General features: G+C 45.6%; 13 protein-coding genes and 2 riboswitches. Of the genes, 9 read left to right on the top strand and 4 right to left on the bottom strand.

Annotated features, from left to right (window positions below):
- Positions 1-13: 13 nt before the first annotated feature.
- The gene (locus AAA946_RS03520) at positions 14-2,350 is read right to left on the bottom strand and encodes a TOTE conflict system archaeo-eukaryotic primase domain-containing protein (RefSeq protein WP_338163640.1); all 2,337 of its coding nucleotides are present in this window, start codon (positions 2,348-2,350) and stop codon (positions 14-16) included.
- A gap of 170 nt (positions 2,351-2,520) precedes the next feature.
- On the opposite strand from AAA946_RS03520, the gene AAA946_RS03515 reads away from it, so the two are divergent.
- The 3 genes from AAA946_RS03515 to AAA946_RS03505 all read left to right on the top strand — a co-directional run bounded on the left by AAA946_RS03515 (position 2,521) and on the right by AAA946_RS03505 (position 6,323).
- On the top strand, positions 2,521-3,468 hold the full coding sequence (locus tag AAA946_RS03515) for a competence protein CoiA family protein (RefSeq protein ID WP_338163639.1): 948 nt from the start codon (positions 2,521-2,523) through the stop codon (positions 3,466-3,468).
- 333 nt (positions 3,469-3,801) lie between these two features.
- A complete protein-coding gene (locus tag AAA946_RS03510) occupies positions 3,802-4,587 on the top strand; it encodes a metallophosphoesterase (protein WP_269666226.1) in 786 nt (261 codons plus the stop codon).
- Positions 4,588-4,991: 404 nt separating this feature from the next.
- Complete coding sequence (locus tag AAA946_RS03505) at positions 4,992-6,323, top strand: ATP-binding protein (protein ID WP_128811517.1); 1,332 nt, start codon at positions 4,992-4,994, stop codon at positions 6,321-6,323.
- 500 nt (positions 6,324-6,823) lie between these two features.
- Here the strand turns inward: AAA946_RS03505 and AAA946_RS03500 are convergent, their stop codons facing one another.
- Positions 6,824-7,888, bottom strand: a complete 1,065-nt coding sequence (locus AAA946_RS03500) for a threonine aldolase family protein (RefSeq protein WP_338163638.1) — start codon at positions 7,886-7,888, stop codon at positions 6,824-6,826.
- A 66-nt stretch (positions 7,889-7,954) separates the two neighbouring features.
- Complete coding sequence (locus AAA946_RS03495) at positions 7,955-8,464, bottom strand: GNAT family N-acetyltransferase (protein WP_338163637.1); 510 nt, start codon at positions 8,462-8,464, stop codon at positions 7,955-7,957.
- A gap of 250 nt (positions 8,465-8,714) precedes the next feature.
- A riboswitch (FMN riboswitch) is annotated at positions 8,715-8,859 on the top strand.
- 220 nt (positions 8,860-9,079) lie between these two features.
- Here AAA946_RS03495 and ribB point away from each other — a divergent pair.
- On the top strand, positions 9,080-9,742 hold the full coding sequence (gene ribB, locus AAA946_RS03490; RefSeq protein WP_338163636.1) for a 3,4-dihydroxy-2-butanone-4-phosphate synthase: 663 nt from the start codon (positions 9,080-9,082) through the stop codon (positions 9,740-9,742).
- A gap of 144 nt (positions 9,743-9,886) precedes the next feature.
- Here the strand turns inward: ribB and AAA946_RS03485 are convergent, their stop codons facing one another.
- Positions 9,887-12,409 carry a glycosyl hydrolase family 18 protein gene (locus tag AAA946_RS03485; protein WP_338163635.1) on the bottom strand — a complete coding sequence of 841 codons (2,523 nt, stop codon included), beginning with the start codon at positions 12,407-12,409 and terminating at the stop codon, positions 9,887-9,889.
- A gap of 364 nt (positions 12,410-12,773) precedes the next feature.
- Positions 12,774-12,874, top strand: a riboswitch (TPP riboswitch).
- A 60-nt stretch (positions 12,875-12,934) separates the two neighbouring features.
- Between AAA946_RS03485 and thiD the strand changes: the two genes are divergently transcribed.
- From thiD to tenA, 5 genes are read left to right on the top strand one after another with little or no spacing between them, the layout of a single operon-like run.
- On the top strand, positions 12,935-13,762 hold the full coding sequence (gene thiD, locus AAA946_RS03480; protein WP_338163634.1) for a bifunctional hydroxymethylpyrimidine kinase/phosphomethylpyrimidine kinase: 828 nt from the start codon (positions 12,935-12,937) through the stop codon (positions 13,760-13,762).
- Positions 13,763-13,767: 5 nt separating this feature from the next.
- On the top strand, positions 13,768-14,562 hold the full coding sequence (locus AAA946_RS03475) for an ABC transporter ATP-binding protein (protein ID WP_338163633.1): 795 nt from the start codon (positions 13,768-13,770) through the stop codon (positions 14,560-14,562).
- On the top strand, positions 14,546-15,343 hold the full coding sequence (locus AAA946_RS03470) for an ABC transporter permease (protein WP_338163632.1): 798 nt from the start codon (positions 14,546-14,548) through the stop codon (positions 15,341-15,343). The genes AAA946_RS03475 and AAA946_RS03470 overlap by 17 nt, the downstream gene beginning before the upstream one ends.
- Before the next feature lie 17 nt (positions 15,344-15,360).
- Complete coding sequence (locus tag AAA946_RS03465; protein WP_445206052.1) at positions 15,361-16,308, top strand: ABC transporter substrate-binding protein; 948 nt, start codon at positions 15,361-15,363, stop codon at positions 16,306-16,308.
- An 8-nt stretch (positions 16,309-16,316) separates the two neighbouring features.
- Positions 16,317-16,979, top strand: a complete 663-nt coding sequence (gene tenA / locus AAA946_RS03460) for a thiaminase II (RefSeq protein WP_338163631.1) — start codon at positions 16,317-16,319, stop codon at positions 16,977-16,979.
- Positions 16,980-17,180: the final 201 nt, after the last annotated feature.

The following is a 17,180-nucleotide window of genomic DNA, read 5'->3' as shown; positions in this document are numbered from 1 at the left end:
GTAAAACTCTACACTAAATCAATTGCTCTTGAACTATTGATTCTGCTGAAAAGCCAAGTGCTCGATACCCTTTTTCTCGCTTATTGAACATCCTGAGCAGCATTGGAATTTTTGCATCAATATAGTCGATCACTTTCACCTCCTCTTTTCCTTTGTAATCACGCTGTATGCGCCCTACATATTGGATTAACGAACCTTTCCAAGACACAGGCAGCGCCAATATCAAAGTATCTAAGCGAGGGAGGTCAAAGCCCTCTCCGATAAAACGCCCAGTAGCAACAATGACTTGTGTACTGCCTAGCTTAGACATCACCTCTGCTTGCTGCTTTTTCTTCATCGAACCTACTAATATTTGGTGTGTGATCCCCAAATCATTGAGTAAACCAGCAATGATATTGGCGTGCTCTCTCCGCTCGGTTAACACGATCGGAACTCGGCCATTGGAGACCTCTTTTTGAATCCCCTCAACAATGGTGGCGTTACGTATAGGGTGAAGCATTAACCAACGATAAATCTCGGAAATATGAGGTTTTGGGTCATTCGAAGATAAATGCAAAGGCACTTCCAGGTTCAGCTCTCGGCGATCTAGCACCTGAGCAAACTGATTGTTTCGGTCTGACTTTATGGTATGTCTTACTCTACCTGCTTGCATAAATATGATCGGTTGATGCCCATCTCGCCTTTCAAGTGTTGCACTAATCCCAACGACGTACTTAGCATGCGCTTCAGATAACACCTGCTCATATTGTGGTGCTGATAGATGGTGGCATTCATCCACAATGATTTGACCATACTCTTTCACCAACGAATGAACACTATTGTCGCTTCTGTTTATCAAACTTTGATAAGTCGCGATATCAACTTGTCCTGTTGGTTTCTTCTTACTTCCTGTATATACGCCGATATCGATACCCTGGGTGAAAGCTTTTAAACGCTCTTGCCACTGGTCAACAAGCTGCTTGTTATGCACCAAGACAAGAGTATTGACTCCTCGCCTTTGTATTAGACCAATTGCTGTTACCGTTTTACCAAAGGCCGTTGGAGCGTGAAGAACACCAATATCATGCTGCATTAGCTCATCAATCGCTTTACTTTGCGCTGAGCGCAAAGAGCCAACAAATGTCATGTCCGTTAGCACCTGACCAGCAAAACGATTATCCGTAACTTGGAGAGCAATCCCTAATTCTAAGCAAATAGCCTGTAAGTCATCCCAACACCCCCTCGGCAAGCTCAAGTAACCACTGTCTAATTCCGCCAAGCATATAAAACGTGCAATTCCGTTGGTCGACAATCGCAGCCCTTGGGCTTTGAAAAACTTAGGATTCGAAAAGGATGCCAATTTTTTAAACTGAGCAATTAGAGGATTCGGAACTTGGTTTATCGGTAAGTACAATCGGTTGGCAAGAACGATGTCTAACGCCTTAGGTTTGTCTGAGATGGCAGCGCTTGTGTTCACTGTTCGTTCCCATGGCTTGATTGATGCGCCATCTTCACCATCATTTCGATGGCCCACTCTGCTTTCGAGAAGTAATTCTATTTTCTCAATAGATAATCGTCCCGTCGACGCTAACACCTCCCATTGATCAGGGTATGGTGTAAATGAATGATCAACAAACACCGAGTTTCCATTTAAACGAGCTTGTTTTTGTAACGGCAAAGCAATCAGATTCCCAATTCCCCCGATAGGTAGCACGTCTTGATTGGGGAATAGGCGGTCATAGGAATCAAATGACAAAGCACCATGAATTTTCATGGCTTCATCAAGTAAATAGAACCCTAATTGTCGAGCTACTTTTGCGTCAGTCGCCTGTGCAAAGAAAATCCAGACATGTGCCCCCAGACCTGAGCGAGATCGTTCTAATAAACAATCGATGCCTTTTAGTTTGCACACTTCGACATACGCAAGAGAGGCTTCTTGCCAATCACTTTTATCAAAATCAACCGCTAGTAACCAACAGGTGTTATTCGCCAGCATAGGATACAAACCAACAACCTCTTTGCCAGTAAGGTGGGCATACATAGCATCGTCACCTAACGGCTTGAATGCTTGGTTGGGGCACTCCAAACACTTTACTTTAGGTTTACCGCATACACCTTGATGCCACTCGTTTTCGCAAGCAATCGCATAACCACTTCTGCCTTGTTGGTTCTGCCACCTATGCGCATAGCATTGAGTATTGCCTTTAAAATAACTCTGATAGATAGACAGTTTTTGCTGAGGTGACATTTCACATGCAGCTTCCTTGTCAATCGCTTCCTGCGTCAATAGACGCTGCTTCTGCTGTTCAAGTTGAGCCAGCTCCTTTTTTAGCTCATGAATCTTTTGTTCAATTAGCTCAAGCTCATCCATATCTAGCCCCGACAATTACATCACTTTTATGCAGTTAATAATCGATTGTATAAATATGCAACAATACGAAAAACAAAGGCACAATTCATAACCTATCTAACATATTTATAAAGCATTCTTGCCTAAAATCAGTACATACCGTCGCTAAATTGAGAGTTATTCACGTTTTGATGCTGCTTCAACATGTGCCTTTCGGCTTAAGAATCCAAGATCAGACATTCGTTGATGTCGCTGATGTTGTGCGAGGGAAGAATTGCGGCTGTATATGCCCTTCTTGCCACACACCACTGATTGCGAGACAAGGTGAAGAAAAGCAATGGCACTTTGCTCATGCGAGCCGCAAGGTTGAAGGAACTGATAAAGAATGTGATTTTTCTTTTTTTGTTTCTGTGCGCATGATGGCGAGACAAGTGATAGAAACGGGTATATCTATTGTTCTTCCTGAGTACAGAAGTTCTCTAACAAAACAAGCGAAAGGAAAGTGTTTCACAGAAGATTTTTTGGTTGCTAAGTCATCCACCATCTTACTTGATAGCGTCGATAAAGAAGCGTTATTTGAGAAATGTATTGTGGATGTAATGGGCAGAGTCGGTGAATTCATCTTTGTTATTTATTTCACCCACCCAAACCGTCCACTTCCAAGTGAGTTGCTCACACCACATAACAGGCAATGCGGTGTGCTCGAAATCAAGTTGGATGATACACATCATCTATTTACACGCGATAAAGTATCAGGGACTCGGCAACTGGACAGACTAAAAGATTACCTTCAAAACGATGTCGAATCTAAAGTGTGGGTATTTCATCCGCGCTACGCTCAGTTGGAACAAGAAGCGACTGAGCGATTATCCTTAAAGGCATCTCAGTACACACCACCACCTACTCCGAGCTTTCGTAATGACCAATATCGTCATCGCAACCAGAGGAATGTCAACCTTCACCGCTCCGACTCATGGCAATCAACAACGAAAGCTATCCCGCCTACACCTATACCAAAACGTTCAGCTCAATTTGAGTGCATCATGTGTCAATGCCAGTGGCAAGTTACGCTACCTAGTACACCAATCTGCCCTCAATGCCATAGCCACCTATACGCTAGCGAGGTCTCTTCAAGATAAGCACCACATCAATTGTTCATTTTATTCTTCCGTTCATTTTTTATGAACAAACCGAAAAAATGAACACAGCCAAATACTATCCTTAGTTTTTGATTCTCAAGACTAGCACTCTAAAAACAGCTAATGAGTAGTTAAAGTTACATAATCAAACCAAAACCCAAACAATGAGTAGCAAAGGTGTCATTAGGAGCAACTCCGTCTCCCAACCAATCGCCGATGACGTTCCCCTTTTGCGTACTCTGACTCTGGCACAAATACACGCATACCCTAAATCAACTGGAGGTATACTGTACGCAATGACCACACATTTACAAACTCAGCTAGGTAGAGAAATTGAAATTTTACGCAGTATCTGATTTGCACTTGGATTTACACGGTATCCATCGGAGCTTTTGGCATAACTTCGATAATGACGCTGCTTTGATTATTGCGGGTGACACCGCCAATGCACTCAATGGCATTGCGTATGTAAAAAATGTTCTTTGCTCTTACTTTAAAGCCGTTGTCATCATTGCAGGGAACCACGAGTGGTACGGTAGTAAAAGTAAATCGTATCGTTCTGGTTATCTGCACAAACAAGTTTCAATCAACTCCGAAAACGGTATTGATGTTCAAACATACACCCCAATAGCAAAGCTTAAGGCGCACAGTGAAACAACTGCGAACTTGTTTTTTCTGGATAATGAATCAATCGATTTAGACGGATGTACTATCTATGGCGGCACTCTTTGGTTTCCTATCCACACATACTCGCCTGAACTAATAGATGCGTACTCAGAACTGATGAATGATACAAAGTACATCAGCCATCAAATGATTGAAGAGCAGCACAAGGCATTCATTAACAACTTTCCAAGGAAAGTTGATATAGCGATATCTCATCATCTTCCATCAAAAGAGGCTTTTGCTGTCGAACAAAATGCCAACAGCGATTATGCTCCGTACTACCAAGCTGGTTTGAGTGACGAACTGATCTCTAAAGCACGATACTGGATTGCAGGTCATCAACACGATCCAGTAGAAAAGATCATTGCTGGCAGCACCACTTTCATTTGTAATCCAAAAGGCTCTATCCCACTCAAGTCAGGAGGCTTGAAGATCAAGGCATACTACCTTTAAAGGAAAATGTTTTATTTGATTTATGAAAGCCTTTGGCTTTCACATCCCAACCATTCTTTGTTTGTTCATTGATTACCTCCATTTAATTTTAACGCCATAGAAAAGTGAACAATTACAATTAATTAGCTGCAATTGTCAATCTTTGTTGAGCCAGCCCTGCTTTTGCTAAAGACTAGCTTGTCCAGATTGACATTTGCTTATACTAAGTATGAAGCACTCACCATATACTCATTACTGCGCCTCGCTCCCCACATAATCATACGCACACCAAAATGCACTTTTACGCGCATTAAAATGTAAAACAAAACATTTTTATGCGCATTAAAATGTTTAAACTTGCATTTTATCGCGCATTTTTATGTAATAAGCATCGAACATGAAATCGCTATCACTAAGGTGGCTAGATGAAACGAACACTGCTTGAAAACCTACTCACCTGGAAAGGCAAGCCAACCAGGAAGCCTCTACTGATTGACGGAGCTAGACAAACTGGCAAAACATTCTTATTGCAGGAGCTATTAGGAAGTACATTCGAAAATGTCCTAAGGATCGATTTTTTAGAGAGTCCTGAGTTAATGGAAGCTTTTGCTGGATCTTTAAATCCTGATGACATCATCACCAATATTGAACTCTTAACAGGGCAAACCTTCGAACCATCTACTGATCTACTTATTTTAGATGAGATTGGTGAGTGTCCTAGAGCGGTTACCGCACTTAAATACTTTGCAGAAAAGGCTCCCAAAGCTTATGTTGCTGCAAGTGGTTCCAATATTGGATTGCTCACCTCCTTCCCTGTTGGAAAAGTTGAACAGCACAACTTAAGGCCACTGACTTTCAGGGAGTTTTTGTGGGCATCTGGAGAGAAAGCTCTTCAAAAAGCGTTTGACCAAAAGCTGAGTTCTTCTGCGGCTCATTCCAAGTTAATCGAATTGCTAACTGATTATTACTTCGTTGGCGGCATGCCTGAAGCCGTAAACTCATGGTTCGCAAACTCTCAACTCAGTATCATTGACCGAATTGAAGCCGTCTCTGAAGTCCATCGAAACTTAATTGAGGGCTACATGCGTGATTTCGGAAAATACTCTGGAAAAGTAGATGCGCAACTCATCGAGTCTGTATTTAGAAGCATCCCAGCCCAGTTATCTTCGGTATTCGATGACTCCGTTAAACGGTTCAAATTCAAAGGCGTTCACGAACGCAAATCTCGATATGCTGAATATGAAAGTGCGATCACATGGCTTCACAAGTGTCGACTTGCGCTAAAGAATCATCCTATTGAAGGACAACCTCGTTCTCCTTTAGCTGCTTATCAGAAGGAAAATGCAGTTAAATTATTTCTATTTGATGTAGGCCTGTTGAACCATATGCTCGGCACGGGTTACCGTGAAATCAAACAGCAAGGCTATGAATACAAGGGATATGTCGCAGAAAACTATGTTCAACAGGAAATCGCCGCACTAGGTATTGAACCAAGTTTCTCTTGGGGAGACGCAAGGGCTGAGATAGAGTTCATCATCGCTGATGACCTAGGCCGTATTGTGCCTGTAGAAGTAAAGAGCGGTAAGCGAACCCGAGCAAAATCATTGCAGTCTTACATCGAAAAGTGCAAGCCCCACAAGACGATCAAACTTACAGGCACTCAAGGCTCTCCAGCAACAGAAAAAGAACACATAGTGATGCCACTTTACTACACTGAATACTTACTTGATCACCTAAGAGATCTAGATAAAAGCTAAGTGAGTAAGAACATACTCATTAATACCGAAGAATCCATGATATGGGCAATATTTGGCTCATATCATTTAAACAAAGTGTTCAAACCTTTGGGTCTAAGAGTTGGTCTGATACTGTCCTCATCTAGTATGCTAAACTCATTGCTCGACAGTAATAAATCACCTGTTGATGAATAACCATTACATGTAGTTTTAAGATTATTTTGCTATGATTAACACTGGCTTTAATAGCAAAAAGTTATATTTGGACGGGGGTTCAGTTTCTTTTGCAGTAGGAAATTGATGTAACATTTGATGCTACACCAAATTGGTAACACCAAGCTAATTACCTGAATTTTAAAATATTGATACATTGGTTCAACTCCCGCCAGCCCACCAAACGTTTGGAAAGGGCGCTAACTTTATAGTTAGCGCCCTTTTCGTATCTTAGCAGCAGGCAAATAGTTCAAGCATCGAGACCTTTTGACCACCGATAGGCCAAAAGGTCTATCACCTACTAAAAGCTAAACACACTCTTGCTCAATCAACTGAAGATAACCTCTTACATCGTCATCTGACATGTCTAGTAGTCTATCTCCCACGTACCATTCAATGTAACTTTGCTCGGCTAGCATTCCTTGTTGTGGGTTGCCAATCCAGAGGCTGTGCTCTGTGGCAAGCTTATCTCGAAGCGCTATTGCTTTGTCTTGACTCATGGGTAGATGGATGTGCAGCATGTTCGCTTGAGGCTTGACCGGGTTTGCAGTCAATGATGGAAACTCTGACAGTATTTGGTAGAGCTGTTTGGTACGTTCGAATAGCGCTGGCATTAAGGCCAGCCTTTGTTCGAACTGCATGGCTGCTGCGACGATATAAGGAGTGCGATGATAGACACTGCCACCCTGACGGTGCATCCATACTGCGGCTTGATCGATAAACGCTTGATCACCGAGTAACATCGCACCGCCTAGACCGCCGATGCCTTTGTACATAGAGACATAGACTGAATCAAAGCCCTCGCATATCTCAGCGTAATCCTTTTGATAGTAAGCAGCGGTTTCCCACAGTCGCGCACCATCCATATGTAAGTGAATATCGTATTGACCGCAGTGAGCTTTAATACGTGATAGCTCTTCAAAACTTGGCAACTGCCCGCCGATTTCACGCATTGGTAGCTCATAGAGTACAGCAGCCAGCGTATCTGGGATTTTAACTAAATCCTCCAGCACCCAAGGTTGAAACGGTTTGCCAACGGTAATCAAATTAAAACGCTGCTGCAACTGATAGCCTTGGTTTTCATGCAATTGGATATGACTTGAAGGATGCATAGCAACCTTATTGTTGCGCTTCATTTCGCAAGCGATCTGCAATGCTGTTGGCTGGGTCATGGTACCCGTAATAACAAACAATCCCGCTTCAAAGCCAAGTAGCTTTGCCAACTTCTGCTCAAAACTCTGTATTAACTCCCCTTCCCCATAACGGTCATGGGTGACTTGGTTCTGTTCACACCATGCAGACATTTGAGCAAACGTCTCGGCTGGAGAGTATTCTTTATTTCCTGGCAACGAAATCTTGCATTGTTGTTGCATCGTCTATCCCTATCTAGCATTGAGTTCGATTAGGGTAACACTGGTCTATCACTCATTAACAGCTAATCAATAGCAGCGCTCTAAACGGATGACGCTCATCTGCGTGAGGTCATCAGATTCACTGTTTACTTTGTGGAGACCGAGTCGCTCACAAACAGCAATCGCCGCTTTATTACCCGCTCGAGTCTCGGCAAAAATACAGCGCGCGCCCATTTGCTCACGGCCAAAAGCGATAAGCGTCGACATCGCTTCCACAGCGAGACCTCGTCCTTGTCTATCTACCGCCAGACCAAATCCAATCGAAGCTTGCTGATTAGGCTCCAAACGAAATGCGACAGTACCAATAACTTGATGGCTCTCTTTGCCTTCAATCACCAATTGAAACTTAGTGCGGGGAATTTGATGTGCCTGCTCAACAAACATTTCCAACAAGTGCGCATTGAACTCTGGGGAACATTCTTCTTTTGGATAGAAGGTTTGGTACTTGGGGTGTGAGGTAATTTGTAGCCACGATTCAATATCACCAAGTTCGAAATCTCTTAAGATAAGTCGTTCAGTTTCTAGATGGAGCGCCATTGTATTCTCTTGTTTGATTCGACGGACAACGTCGTTAAGGGGAAGTTTGAGAATAGTAGCTCACAATCCGTTATGCGAATGTGTTTTATCCCTCTGCTCTGTGACGCAAACCTAAAGTTTTTGTTAGCAAAGGTTAAAGCTAAGAATTCGGCCACAATCACCTTTTTTGCTGGCATAAGCACCATATGACTGCATTAGGGTTTTCAACTGACTGAATTATCGTTACCATTTAGGCGTCGAAATGACATTAATCTATTCTCAGGGCGGGGCGAAATTCCCCACCGGCGGTAAATCATCATGATAAGCCCGCGAGCGCCTGATACAGAGTATCAGGGTCAGCAGATCTGGTGTGAATCCAGAGCCGACGGTCATAGTCCGGATGGGAGAGGATAAGACTATCGAGTCACCCTAATCAGTTATTGATGGGGTGGATAGGCTATTTGCGCCTAAACTCGATTTTTAGCGTTATGACTGCCATTGAAGAATTCATACCTTTTCAATGTTTTACTGTCGTATCGCTTAGCTCTATCTTTTGGATAAACCACGTTAATTCTGACGTGGGTGCATCCCCATATCTATGCCCTGATTCTGGTACTTAAAGTTAGGAGTATTACCATGAATCAGAACCAAACTTCACTTCTTGCCGACTTTGGCACACCTTTAGAGCGTGTAGAACTGGCACTACAAGCGCTTCGCGAAGGCCGTGGCGTATTGCTACTCGATGACGAAGATCGTGAAAACGAAGGCGATATCATCTATTCCGTTGATCATCTCACTAACCAACAGATGGCACTGATGATCCGTGAGTGTAGCGGTATTGTTTGCCTATGCGTGACTGATGAACAAGCCAAACAGCTTGATTTGCCACCTATGGTAGAAAACAACAACAGCGCCAACCAAACCGCTTTTACTGTGTCTATTGAGGCTAAAGTTGGCGTGACGACCGGCGTATCTGCAGCCGATCGCGTCACAACCATCAAAACCGCTTGCCAACCTGGTGCTCGCCCGGAAGATCTGGCGCGTCCAGGCCACGTTTTCCCGCTTCGTGCCAAGCAAGGCGGGGTACTGACTCGTCGCGGTCACACTGAAGGCACCATCGATCTGATGCAAATGGCTGGTCTATCACCATTTGGCGTTCTTTGTGAAGTCACTAACCCAGATGGCACTATGGCCAAGGCGCCAGAAATTGTCGCTTTTGGCAAGCTTCACAATATGCCCGTACTAACGATAGAAGACATGGTTCAATATCGTCTGGCAGCGAGTGAAAAATCGGCATAACTACGCAGACCTAAAATAGAAACAGCCGCTCATCACTGAGCGGCTGTTTTATTATGGCGCCATCATAACTCACTAGATGCAGTGGAGAGGTGTCATGCAACCCAGCACACCCAATTGCGAGTTATGATGACTTAATACAGCTTATTACTGACACGGGCCAAGGTCTTTCCATACGCCCCATTCGCCTGACTTGCTTGGAACTTCACCTTGCGTCCACCACTTAGCAGAATACAGATGGCCTTGATAAACCACTTCATCTCCACCGTTATAGACCGCAGCAGGATCCCAAGGAGTACCACAAGTCGTACCTATGTTGCCTGCTTTCACTGTTACCGTATGTGATTGGCTTGAGGTTAATGAGCCGTCACTGACGACTACCGTCAACACATAGTCGGTATCCACTGTTACGCTTGGTGCCGTAAAGCTCACCTGTGCTCCATTGGTCGCGACAGCTAACCCTGCTGGCGTTTGCCAAGTAAACGTTAGTGGGTCATTTTCCTTGTCACTAGAGCTCGAAGCATCAAGTGTCACAAGATCATTGGCATTCGCCATTGTTGGTCCTGTAATCACAGCCACTGGTGCGGTGTTCACCGGCGTCGTATTCACCGGGTTTACGGTCAGTGTTACCGTCGCACTATCTGTCGCGCCCTCATTGTCGGTCACGGTGAGCGTGAGACTGTACTGCTCGCTAACGGTCACTTCAGCAACATCCACACTAAGCTGGGCAGTATTCGCACCAGATACTACTAATGTCTGACCTGCGGGTTGTGACCATGCATAGCTAACGATTGAGCCATCGCTATCACGAGATCCCGAGCCATCAAGAATCGCTGTTGCAGGGCCTACTACGGTTTGATTGCCACCAGCATTCGCAGTCGGTGCACGATTCACTGAAGTACCTCCTGCGAGACCTTCGTGCATCGCGTTGAGAATATCGCCATTGTCGGCATCAATTTCCCATGAGAACAGACCTGCAAAACCTTGTGCACGAACATACTGGCCTTTGGCAATTACAGAGCGTGGATCATCAAAAGTCACCAATTCACCTGTCGTGCGGTTCCACACATACGGGGCTTCTGCAAGTTCGTCATAGCCGTACTCAAAACCATTAACGCCGGTATTATTTGAACCAATCATGTATGTTTTCAGACCCTTATAGTCAATAACACCATCTTCCCAAACACCTTGAGTCGTCGTACCTTTGAGTTTACCCGTTGCTACACCTGTCATCGGATCCGTTGGGTCTGTGAGTGTATCAGGAGTCACGCCTTCCCAGCCTCGGCCGTACATGGCTGCGCCAACCACCAATTTGTTCGCTGGCACGCCTTTCGCGAGCAGCAATTGGATACCATTGTCGGTCGTGTAAGCCGGACCTTTGTAAGGCACACCATCCGCATCGACACCAGTACCATCACACTGACCAGGACGCATAAAGTTACCGCAATAGAGCGCCGCTTGGTGACCTGGTACGTTGTTCCAGCCACCGTAGAAGTCGTAGGTCATCGCGAAGATGTAATCCATATGAGGAACTGCATCGACGTAGTTTACGTCTTCAATCTTGTCATAACCGACACCCACCGCAGAGGTCAGCTCATAAGTACGACCGGTTTCCGCCGTGAGCTCATCGAGCATAATACGCAATTCTTGCATCAGTGCTGCGTACGCATCACCATCACGCAATGGGTCACCAAGATCAGGTGCCGCCCCTTGACCACCTGGGTATTCCCAGTCGATGTCGACACCATCATAGAACTTCCATGTTTGCAGGAAGCGTTTCACTGACGCCACAAAGATGTCGCGATTGGCTTTGTCGGTAAAGCTGTAGAACGGATCAGAAAGCGTCCAACCACCAATTGAAGGAAGTATCTTTAGATCAGGGTTACGCTGCTTAAGTGCCATCAACATGGCATAGTTACCCTTAATCGGCGAGCTGTACTCATGCCCCGCTTGTGGGAAACTTTTTTGATAAGCCGCCCAAGGGTCATGAATAACGACCTCATAATCAGGCATTCCCTGACAAGCAGTTTTTAGTGCATTAAAGCTGTTACCACCAACAGATTTCACCGATTCGTTCGGCCCACAGATTGGGATAAAGCCATAGATGATGTGAGTAAGGTTATCGACGGGGATATTGTCTACTGTAAATTTGCGCCCATAGATGCCCCACTCTACAAAGTAAGTCCCGACAACCGTATTTGGATCGGTGTTGTACGTTTTGTTGTTCGGATCAACATTCATGGTTAATGGCGCTAAGTGCGCGCCATCGGTATCCGCGACAATAAGCTCCGCAGGCGCACTGCGTGAGCACCCTGTTGCATCACACGCTTCAACTTCAACTTGGTAACGACCGCCTTGAGCATAGTTAAACTTCGCCAGTGTTTGACTGCCAGAAATGGGGCCCGTCGCCACTTTTGCGCCGTCAAAATAAATATTGTAAGTATCGCCAGTTGTTCCACTCCATTGGTTAAACTGGATGCTGATGTCTGCGGCATCTTTGTATTGCACCATTTGGTTATAACCAGCGGTGGTTTCCATCGCGAGTTGGATCTTAGAAAACTGAAGGTTGTTTGAGCCATAGACGTCGATTGACGGTGCAGCAGGAGCTGCCACAGCGCCTTGGCTTACCGCTAAAGCGACTGCAGATAAGCCTAATAATAGTTTTTTCATTGCCATTCTCTTTCCTTGAAAGACGAAAAATATCGCTGCTCACAAACGTTAAGAAACTGTGAACATCGGTATTTATTAATAGGCTGAAGCGTTTATTTTTTGCGCAAAAATAAACCTCACTTCGAGTCACCACTCAAAATTAACTCTCTCGTCTCACACAGTTTCATTCAGTATTTAACTCTGTACCCAGAATTTTTCTCTCATTTCGATCCCGCTACAAGTGATAAAAACTAAAGAGATTCGACATTGATATTCAACAAAACCCATACATTCACCCGACAAATGAAAGTTAATGCGAGATACAAATAATGTCTTGTTAAACGTTAGGACTGGAAAAATCGCCGCGCTTATATAACAATGTTGCTCTTATTAGTCGGGGGGCATTTTTGCTGAGATCACCAAGTGGTGAGACCCGTTGAACCTGATTCAGTTAACACTGGCGTAGGGAACTATAGAGAGAAAAGAGACTGCAATATCAGTCCCTTTCTCGTCGCTATGGATCTCCTTCGCACGTAAGGAGCATTTATGGCGACAACACCTCTACACACTCCAATCGTCTTGACCATCGCGGGTTCTGACTCTGGCGGCGGCGCAGGTATTCAAGCAGACATTAAAGCCATCTCCGCAACTGGCTCATACGCGTGCTCAGTTATCACCGCGCTCACTGCGCAAAATACCCAAGGCGTTACAGGTATCCTGGGTGTCGACCCCGAATTTGTGAAAGCTCAGCTTGATGCAGTATTTCGTGATCTAAATGTGGTCGCGGTAAAAATTGGTATGCTCGCGGATACCCATATTATTGGCGCGGTTGCCGAAAAGCTGCGTGAATACCAACCTCAATTTATCGTCTTAGACCCGGTAATGGTGGCCACCAGCGGCGATCTACTGCTTGAGGCCTCGGCCATAAACGCACTCAAAACGCAATTGTTGCCACTCGCCACGGTAATCACTCCCAACTTACCGGAAGGCGCAGCGCTGCTTGGCTGTGACGTCCCTCAATCTCAGCAAGAGATGGAGGCATTGATTGATGCATTGCGCACACTCGATACGCCCGCCATTCTGCTCAAAGGTGGGCACCTCGAATCCGAGCAAAGCAGCAATGATTTACTGATCACCTCTAGCGATGTCGCGTTTTACGAAACCAAACGTATCGCCACCAAAAACACCCACGGTACAGGCTGTACATTAAGCTCAGCGATCGCCTCATTCCTTGCAAAAGGGTACCCACTGAATGACGCGGTCAAACAGGGTAAAGACTATATTACTCAGGCGATAGCCCATGCCGATGAACTTGATATCGGCACAGGTCATGGGCCAGTGCACCATTTTTTTGCCCTCAATAGAGACGCGTAACGCTGATGACGTCCATTCACATTCAAGGCGCCACCCTGACATATTTGGGCGATGACAAGCCAATATTCTCAGGGTTGGATGTACAGTTTGATAGTGCCACTTGGACGGCGATTCTTGGCCCAAGTGGCTGTGGAAAGTCGACCTTATTGCGTTACATCGCGGGGCTGCTATGTGACAAAGTCGACTTCAGTGCCGCTGAGTTTTCTCCGCAGCTGGATGTATTGGCTGGGCAAATCGCCTACATGGCGCAACAAGACTTACTGCTCCCTTGGCTCACCGTCATTGACAATGTGTGCTTAGCATCCAGGCTCAACGGTAAGAAAGTGGACGTTAAAACGAACCAACAGGCTCGAGCGCTACTCGAAAAAGTCGGACTTGGCGACAAAGCCTCTGCGATGCCAAATGAACTCTCGGGTGGCCAAAGACAGCGCGTCGCCTTAGCGCGTACTCTTATGCAAGACAAGTCCGTAGTACTCATGGATGAACCTTTCTCTGCTCTAGATGCAGTCACTCGACACAAGCTACAACAGTTGGCTGCAAACTTGCTGAAAGGTAGAACCGTTTTACTGATCACCCACGACCCACAAGAAGCGCTTCGTTTAGGAGAGCAGATCTTAGTCATGAATGGTGCGCCTGCACGATTGCACACCATTACGCCACCACAACAACCAATACCACGTACGATAGACGGTGAGTTTGCTTCTATTCAGCAGTCCATTTTAGAGCGTTTAGCACAAGCATACGCCCCGACAATCTCTGCCCCGACACCGTTTGGAGGTTCACATGACACCACTTGCTGAAGTTGCCAACCGCAATCACCGTCAAGCGTCAAAGCAAGGTTTGAGCTCCATGATGCGCGCACTCATAAGTTTGGTGACCATCTTGGTGATTTGGAAAACGATTGTTGTCGTGTTTGAGATGCCAAGCTTTATCCTCCCGACTCCCGAGGCTGTATTTATAAAGCTATTTGAACGCCATGATGTGTTGCTTAAGCATACCTGGGTTACCAGTCAGGAGATTTTACTTGGTCTACTGCTTGGGCTTTCGATGGGGTTGTTCTTTGCCCTGCAAATGCTGCTGTTTCAACCGATAAAACGTTGGCTACTGCCCATTCTAATTACCAGCCAAGCCATTCCAGTGTTCGCATTGGCTCCGATTTTAATGCTTTGGCTAGGCTATGGGATTGCATCCAAAGTGGTTATGGCTGCACTGATTATCTTTTTTCCAGTCACCACCTGCTGCTATGACGGACTTCGTAACACCCCAACAGGCTACTTAGATCTCTCTCAAACCATGGGAGCAAACCGCTGGCGTCAGCTCTGGCACATTCGCCTTCCTGCCGCTTTACCCGTACTCGCTTCAGGTATCCGTGTTGCCGTGGTAGTCGCTCCGATTGGCGCAGTGGCCGGTGAGTGGGTGGGTTCAAGCGAAGGGCTTGGCTATCTGATGTTACAAACCAATGCTCGCATGCTGATCGATGAAATGTTTGCTGCACTATTCATCCTAGCGGCCGTGTCCGTTTCGCTCTACTTCATTACCGACTGGGCGCTAAAACGCCTTATCCCTTGGGAAAATAACTAAGTTCAAAAGGAAAACGTATGACTTTCACTTCTAAAAAGGCCATGGCTGCATTACTCACAGCAATGACCACCTTCGCTGCAAACGCAGCCGATAAGTCCATGACACTAATGCTTGATTGGTTCGTCAACCCCAACCATGGCCCTATCGTGATTGCTCATGAACGCGGTTATTTTAAAGAACAAGGGATTGAGGTGGATATTCAAGAGCCCGCGGATCCAAGTACGCCAGCCAAATTGGTTGCAGCGGGCAAGGTCGACATGGCGGTCTCTTATCAAACCAGTCTGACGATTGATGTTGCCGCTGGTCTGCCACTTATTCGTAGCGCAACGCTTATCGCTACGCCGCTTAATACCATGATGGTATTAGACAATGGCAAGATTAAGTCGCTAGCCGATCTCAAAGGCAAAAAAATAGGCATTGCTATCGCTGGCAATGAAGAAGCGACCATTGGCACCATGCTAAAAACCGAAGGTGTCGAGTACAAAGATGTTCAGATCATCAATGTAGGCTGGGCACTGTCATCATCATTGGCATCCGGCAAAGTGGATGCGATTTGGGGCGGTCTACGAAACTTCGAAACTAACCAGCTAGAGCTGGAAGGCTTCAAACCAAAAGCGTTTTTCCCAGAAGAACATGGCGTTCCAACCTACGAAGAGTTGGTGTTTGTGGCGAATGCAAACAGCTATGACAAACAAGCGATTGCCAAATTTAACCGCGCGATTGAAAAAGCCACAACTTACATCGTCAATCACCCTCAAGAGTCTTGGAAGGAATTTGTCGCATACGCACCAGACACACTGAACAACGAACTGAACAAACGTGCATGGCGCGACACGCTAACGCGATTTGCACTGCGTCCATCGGCTGTTGATGCTGCCAAGTACGATGCGTTCACTGAGTTTATGTACCAACACAAGATCATCTCTAACAAGCCGACAGCCCAAACAATGGTGCCGGTACTTTAGGAGCCACTATGAACCACCAAGATCTTATCAACGCCTGCCGTGCAGAATGGCTTGGCTATACCGAGCATGAATTTGTGCAGCAACTCGCTAAAGGTCAACTTGAGCAGAAAGCCTATTTGCACTACCTCAAGCAAGACTTTCTATTTCTCAAGCAGTATGCACGTGCCTATGCGCTGGCTATCTATAAGGCGAAAACCCTGACGCAAATGCGAGAAGCTGTGCCGAGCGTCGCTGCACTTCTTGAGTCTGAAATTGGTCATCACGTCACCTATTGCAGTCAATGGGGCATCACCGAAGCCGATATGGAAGCGGAAACCGAAGACTTTGGTACCGTGGCTTATACCCGATATGTACTCGATGCGGGTATGACGGGAGAGCTTGTCGATCTTTATGCGGCACTCGCTCCTTGTGCGATTGGCTACGCCGTCATCGGTAAAGCGTTAATTGAGTCGCCAGCAACGGTATTGGAAGGCAACCCCTATCGCAGTTGGATTGAGCTTTATGTTGGTGAAGAGTTTCAATCCGGGGTTCAGGTGAGTATTGAACGTTTAGACAAACTACTCAAAGAGATTGAGCTCGATAGCCAAAGAGGCCGAGAACTCATACAAGTGTTTAAAACAGCCACAAGAATGGAAATTGCCTTTTGGCAGCAAGGTCTTGATACAAAATAACCCCATAATGGTGACCCTAGGGTCGGCATTTTTTCATCTCTCAACTAACCACCTAACAAACAAAAATCACCCCCACAACCTCCATTTCGGATTTTGTGCCCAAAGTCACGTGTTAACACAATATTTACAACTGAATTTAACATTAGCAACAAAGTTGGTTAGGATGTCGTCTCGTGTTTGTAAGGTTCAAACACCTCGCGC

The organism is Vibrio sp. 10N, assembly GCF_036245475.1.
Taxonomy (GTDB): domain Bacteria; phylum Pseudomonadota; class Gammaproteobacteria; order Enterobacterales; family Vibrionaceae; genus Vibrio.
This window is presented reverse-complemented; position numbering and strand designations above follow the sequence as displayed.

Excerpts from the sequence above, each read along its gene's own strand:
- AAA946_RS03500 (WP_338163638.1), bottom strand. The coding sequence starts at position 7,888 with ATGCAACAACAATGCAAGATTTCGTTGCCAGGAAATAAAGAATACTCT.
- AAA946_RS03485 (WP_338163635.1), bottom strand. The coding sequence starts at position 12,409 with ATGAAAAAACTATTATTAGGCTTATCTGCAGTCGCTTTAGCGGTAAGC.
- AAA946_RS03520 (WP_338163640.1), bottom strand. The coding sequence starts at position 2,350 with ATGGATGAGCTTGAGCTAATTGAACAAAAGATTCATGAGCTAAAAAAG.
- AAA946_RS03505 (WP_128811517.1), top strand. The coding sequence starts at position 4,992 with ATGAAACGAACACTGCTTGAAAACCTACTCACCTGGAAAGGCAAGCCA.
- AAA946_RS03515 (WP_338163639.1), top strand. The coding sequence starts at position 2,521 with ATGCTGCTTCAACATGTGCCTTTCGGCTTAAGAATCCAAGATCAGACA.
- AAA946_RS03465 (WP_445206052.1), top strand. The coding sequence starts at position 15,361 with ATGACTTTCACTTCTAAAAAGGCCATGGCTGCATTACTCACAGCAATG.
- AAA946_RS03470 (WP_338163632.1), top strand. The coding sequence starts at position 14,546 with ATGACACCACTTGCTGAAGTTGCCAACCGCAATCACCGTCAAGCGTCA.
- AAA946_RS03475 (WP_338163633.1), top strand. The coding sequence starts at position 13,768 with ATGACGTCCATTCACATTCAAGGCGCCACCCTGACATATTTGGGCGAT.
- AAA946_RS03495 (WP_338163637.1), bottom strand. The coding sequence starts at position 8,464 with ATGGCGCTCCATCTAGAAACTGAACGACTTATCTTAAGAGATTTCGAA.
- thiD (WP_338163634.1), top strand. The coding sequence starts at position 12,935 with ATGGCGACAACACCTCTACACACTCCAATCGTCTTGACCATCGCGGGT.
- tenA (WP_338163631.1), top strand. The coding sequence starts at position 16,317 with ATGAACCACCAAGATCTTATCAACGCCTGCCGTGCAGAATGGCTTGGC.
- ribB (WP_338163636.1), top strand. The coding sequence starts at position 9,080 with ATGAATCAGAACCAAACTTCACTTCTTGCCGACTTTGGCACACCTTTA.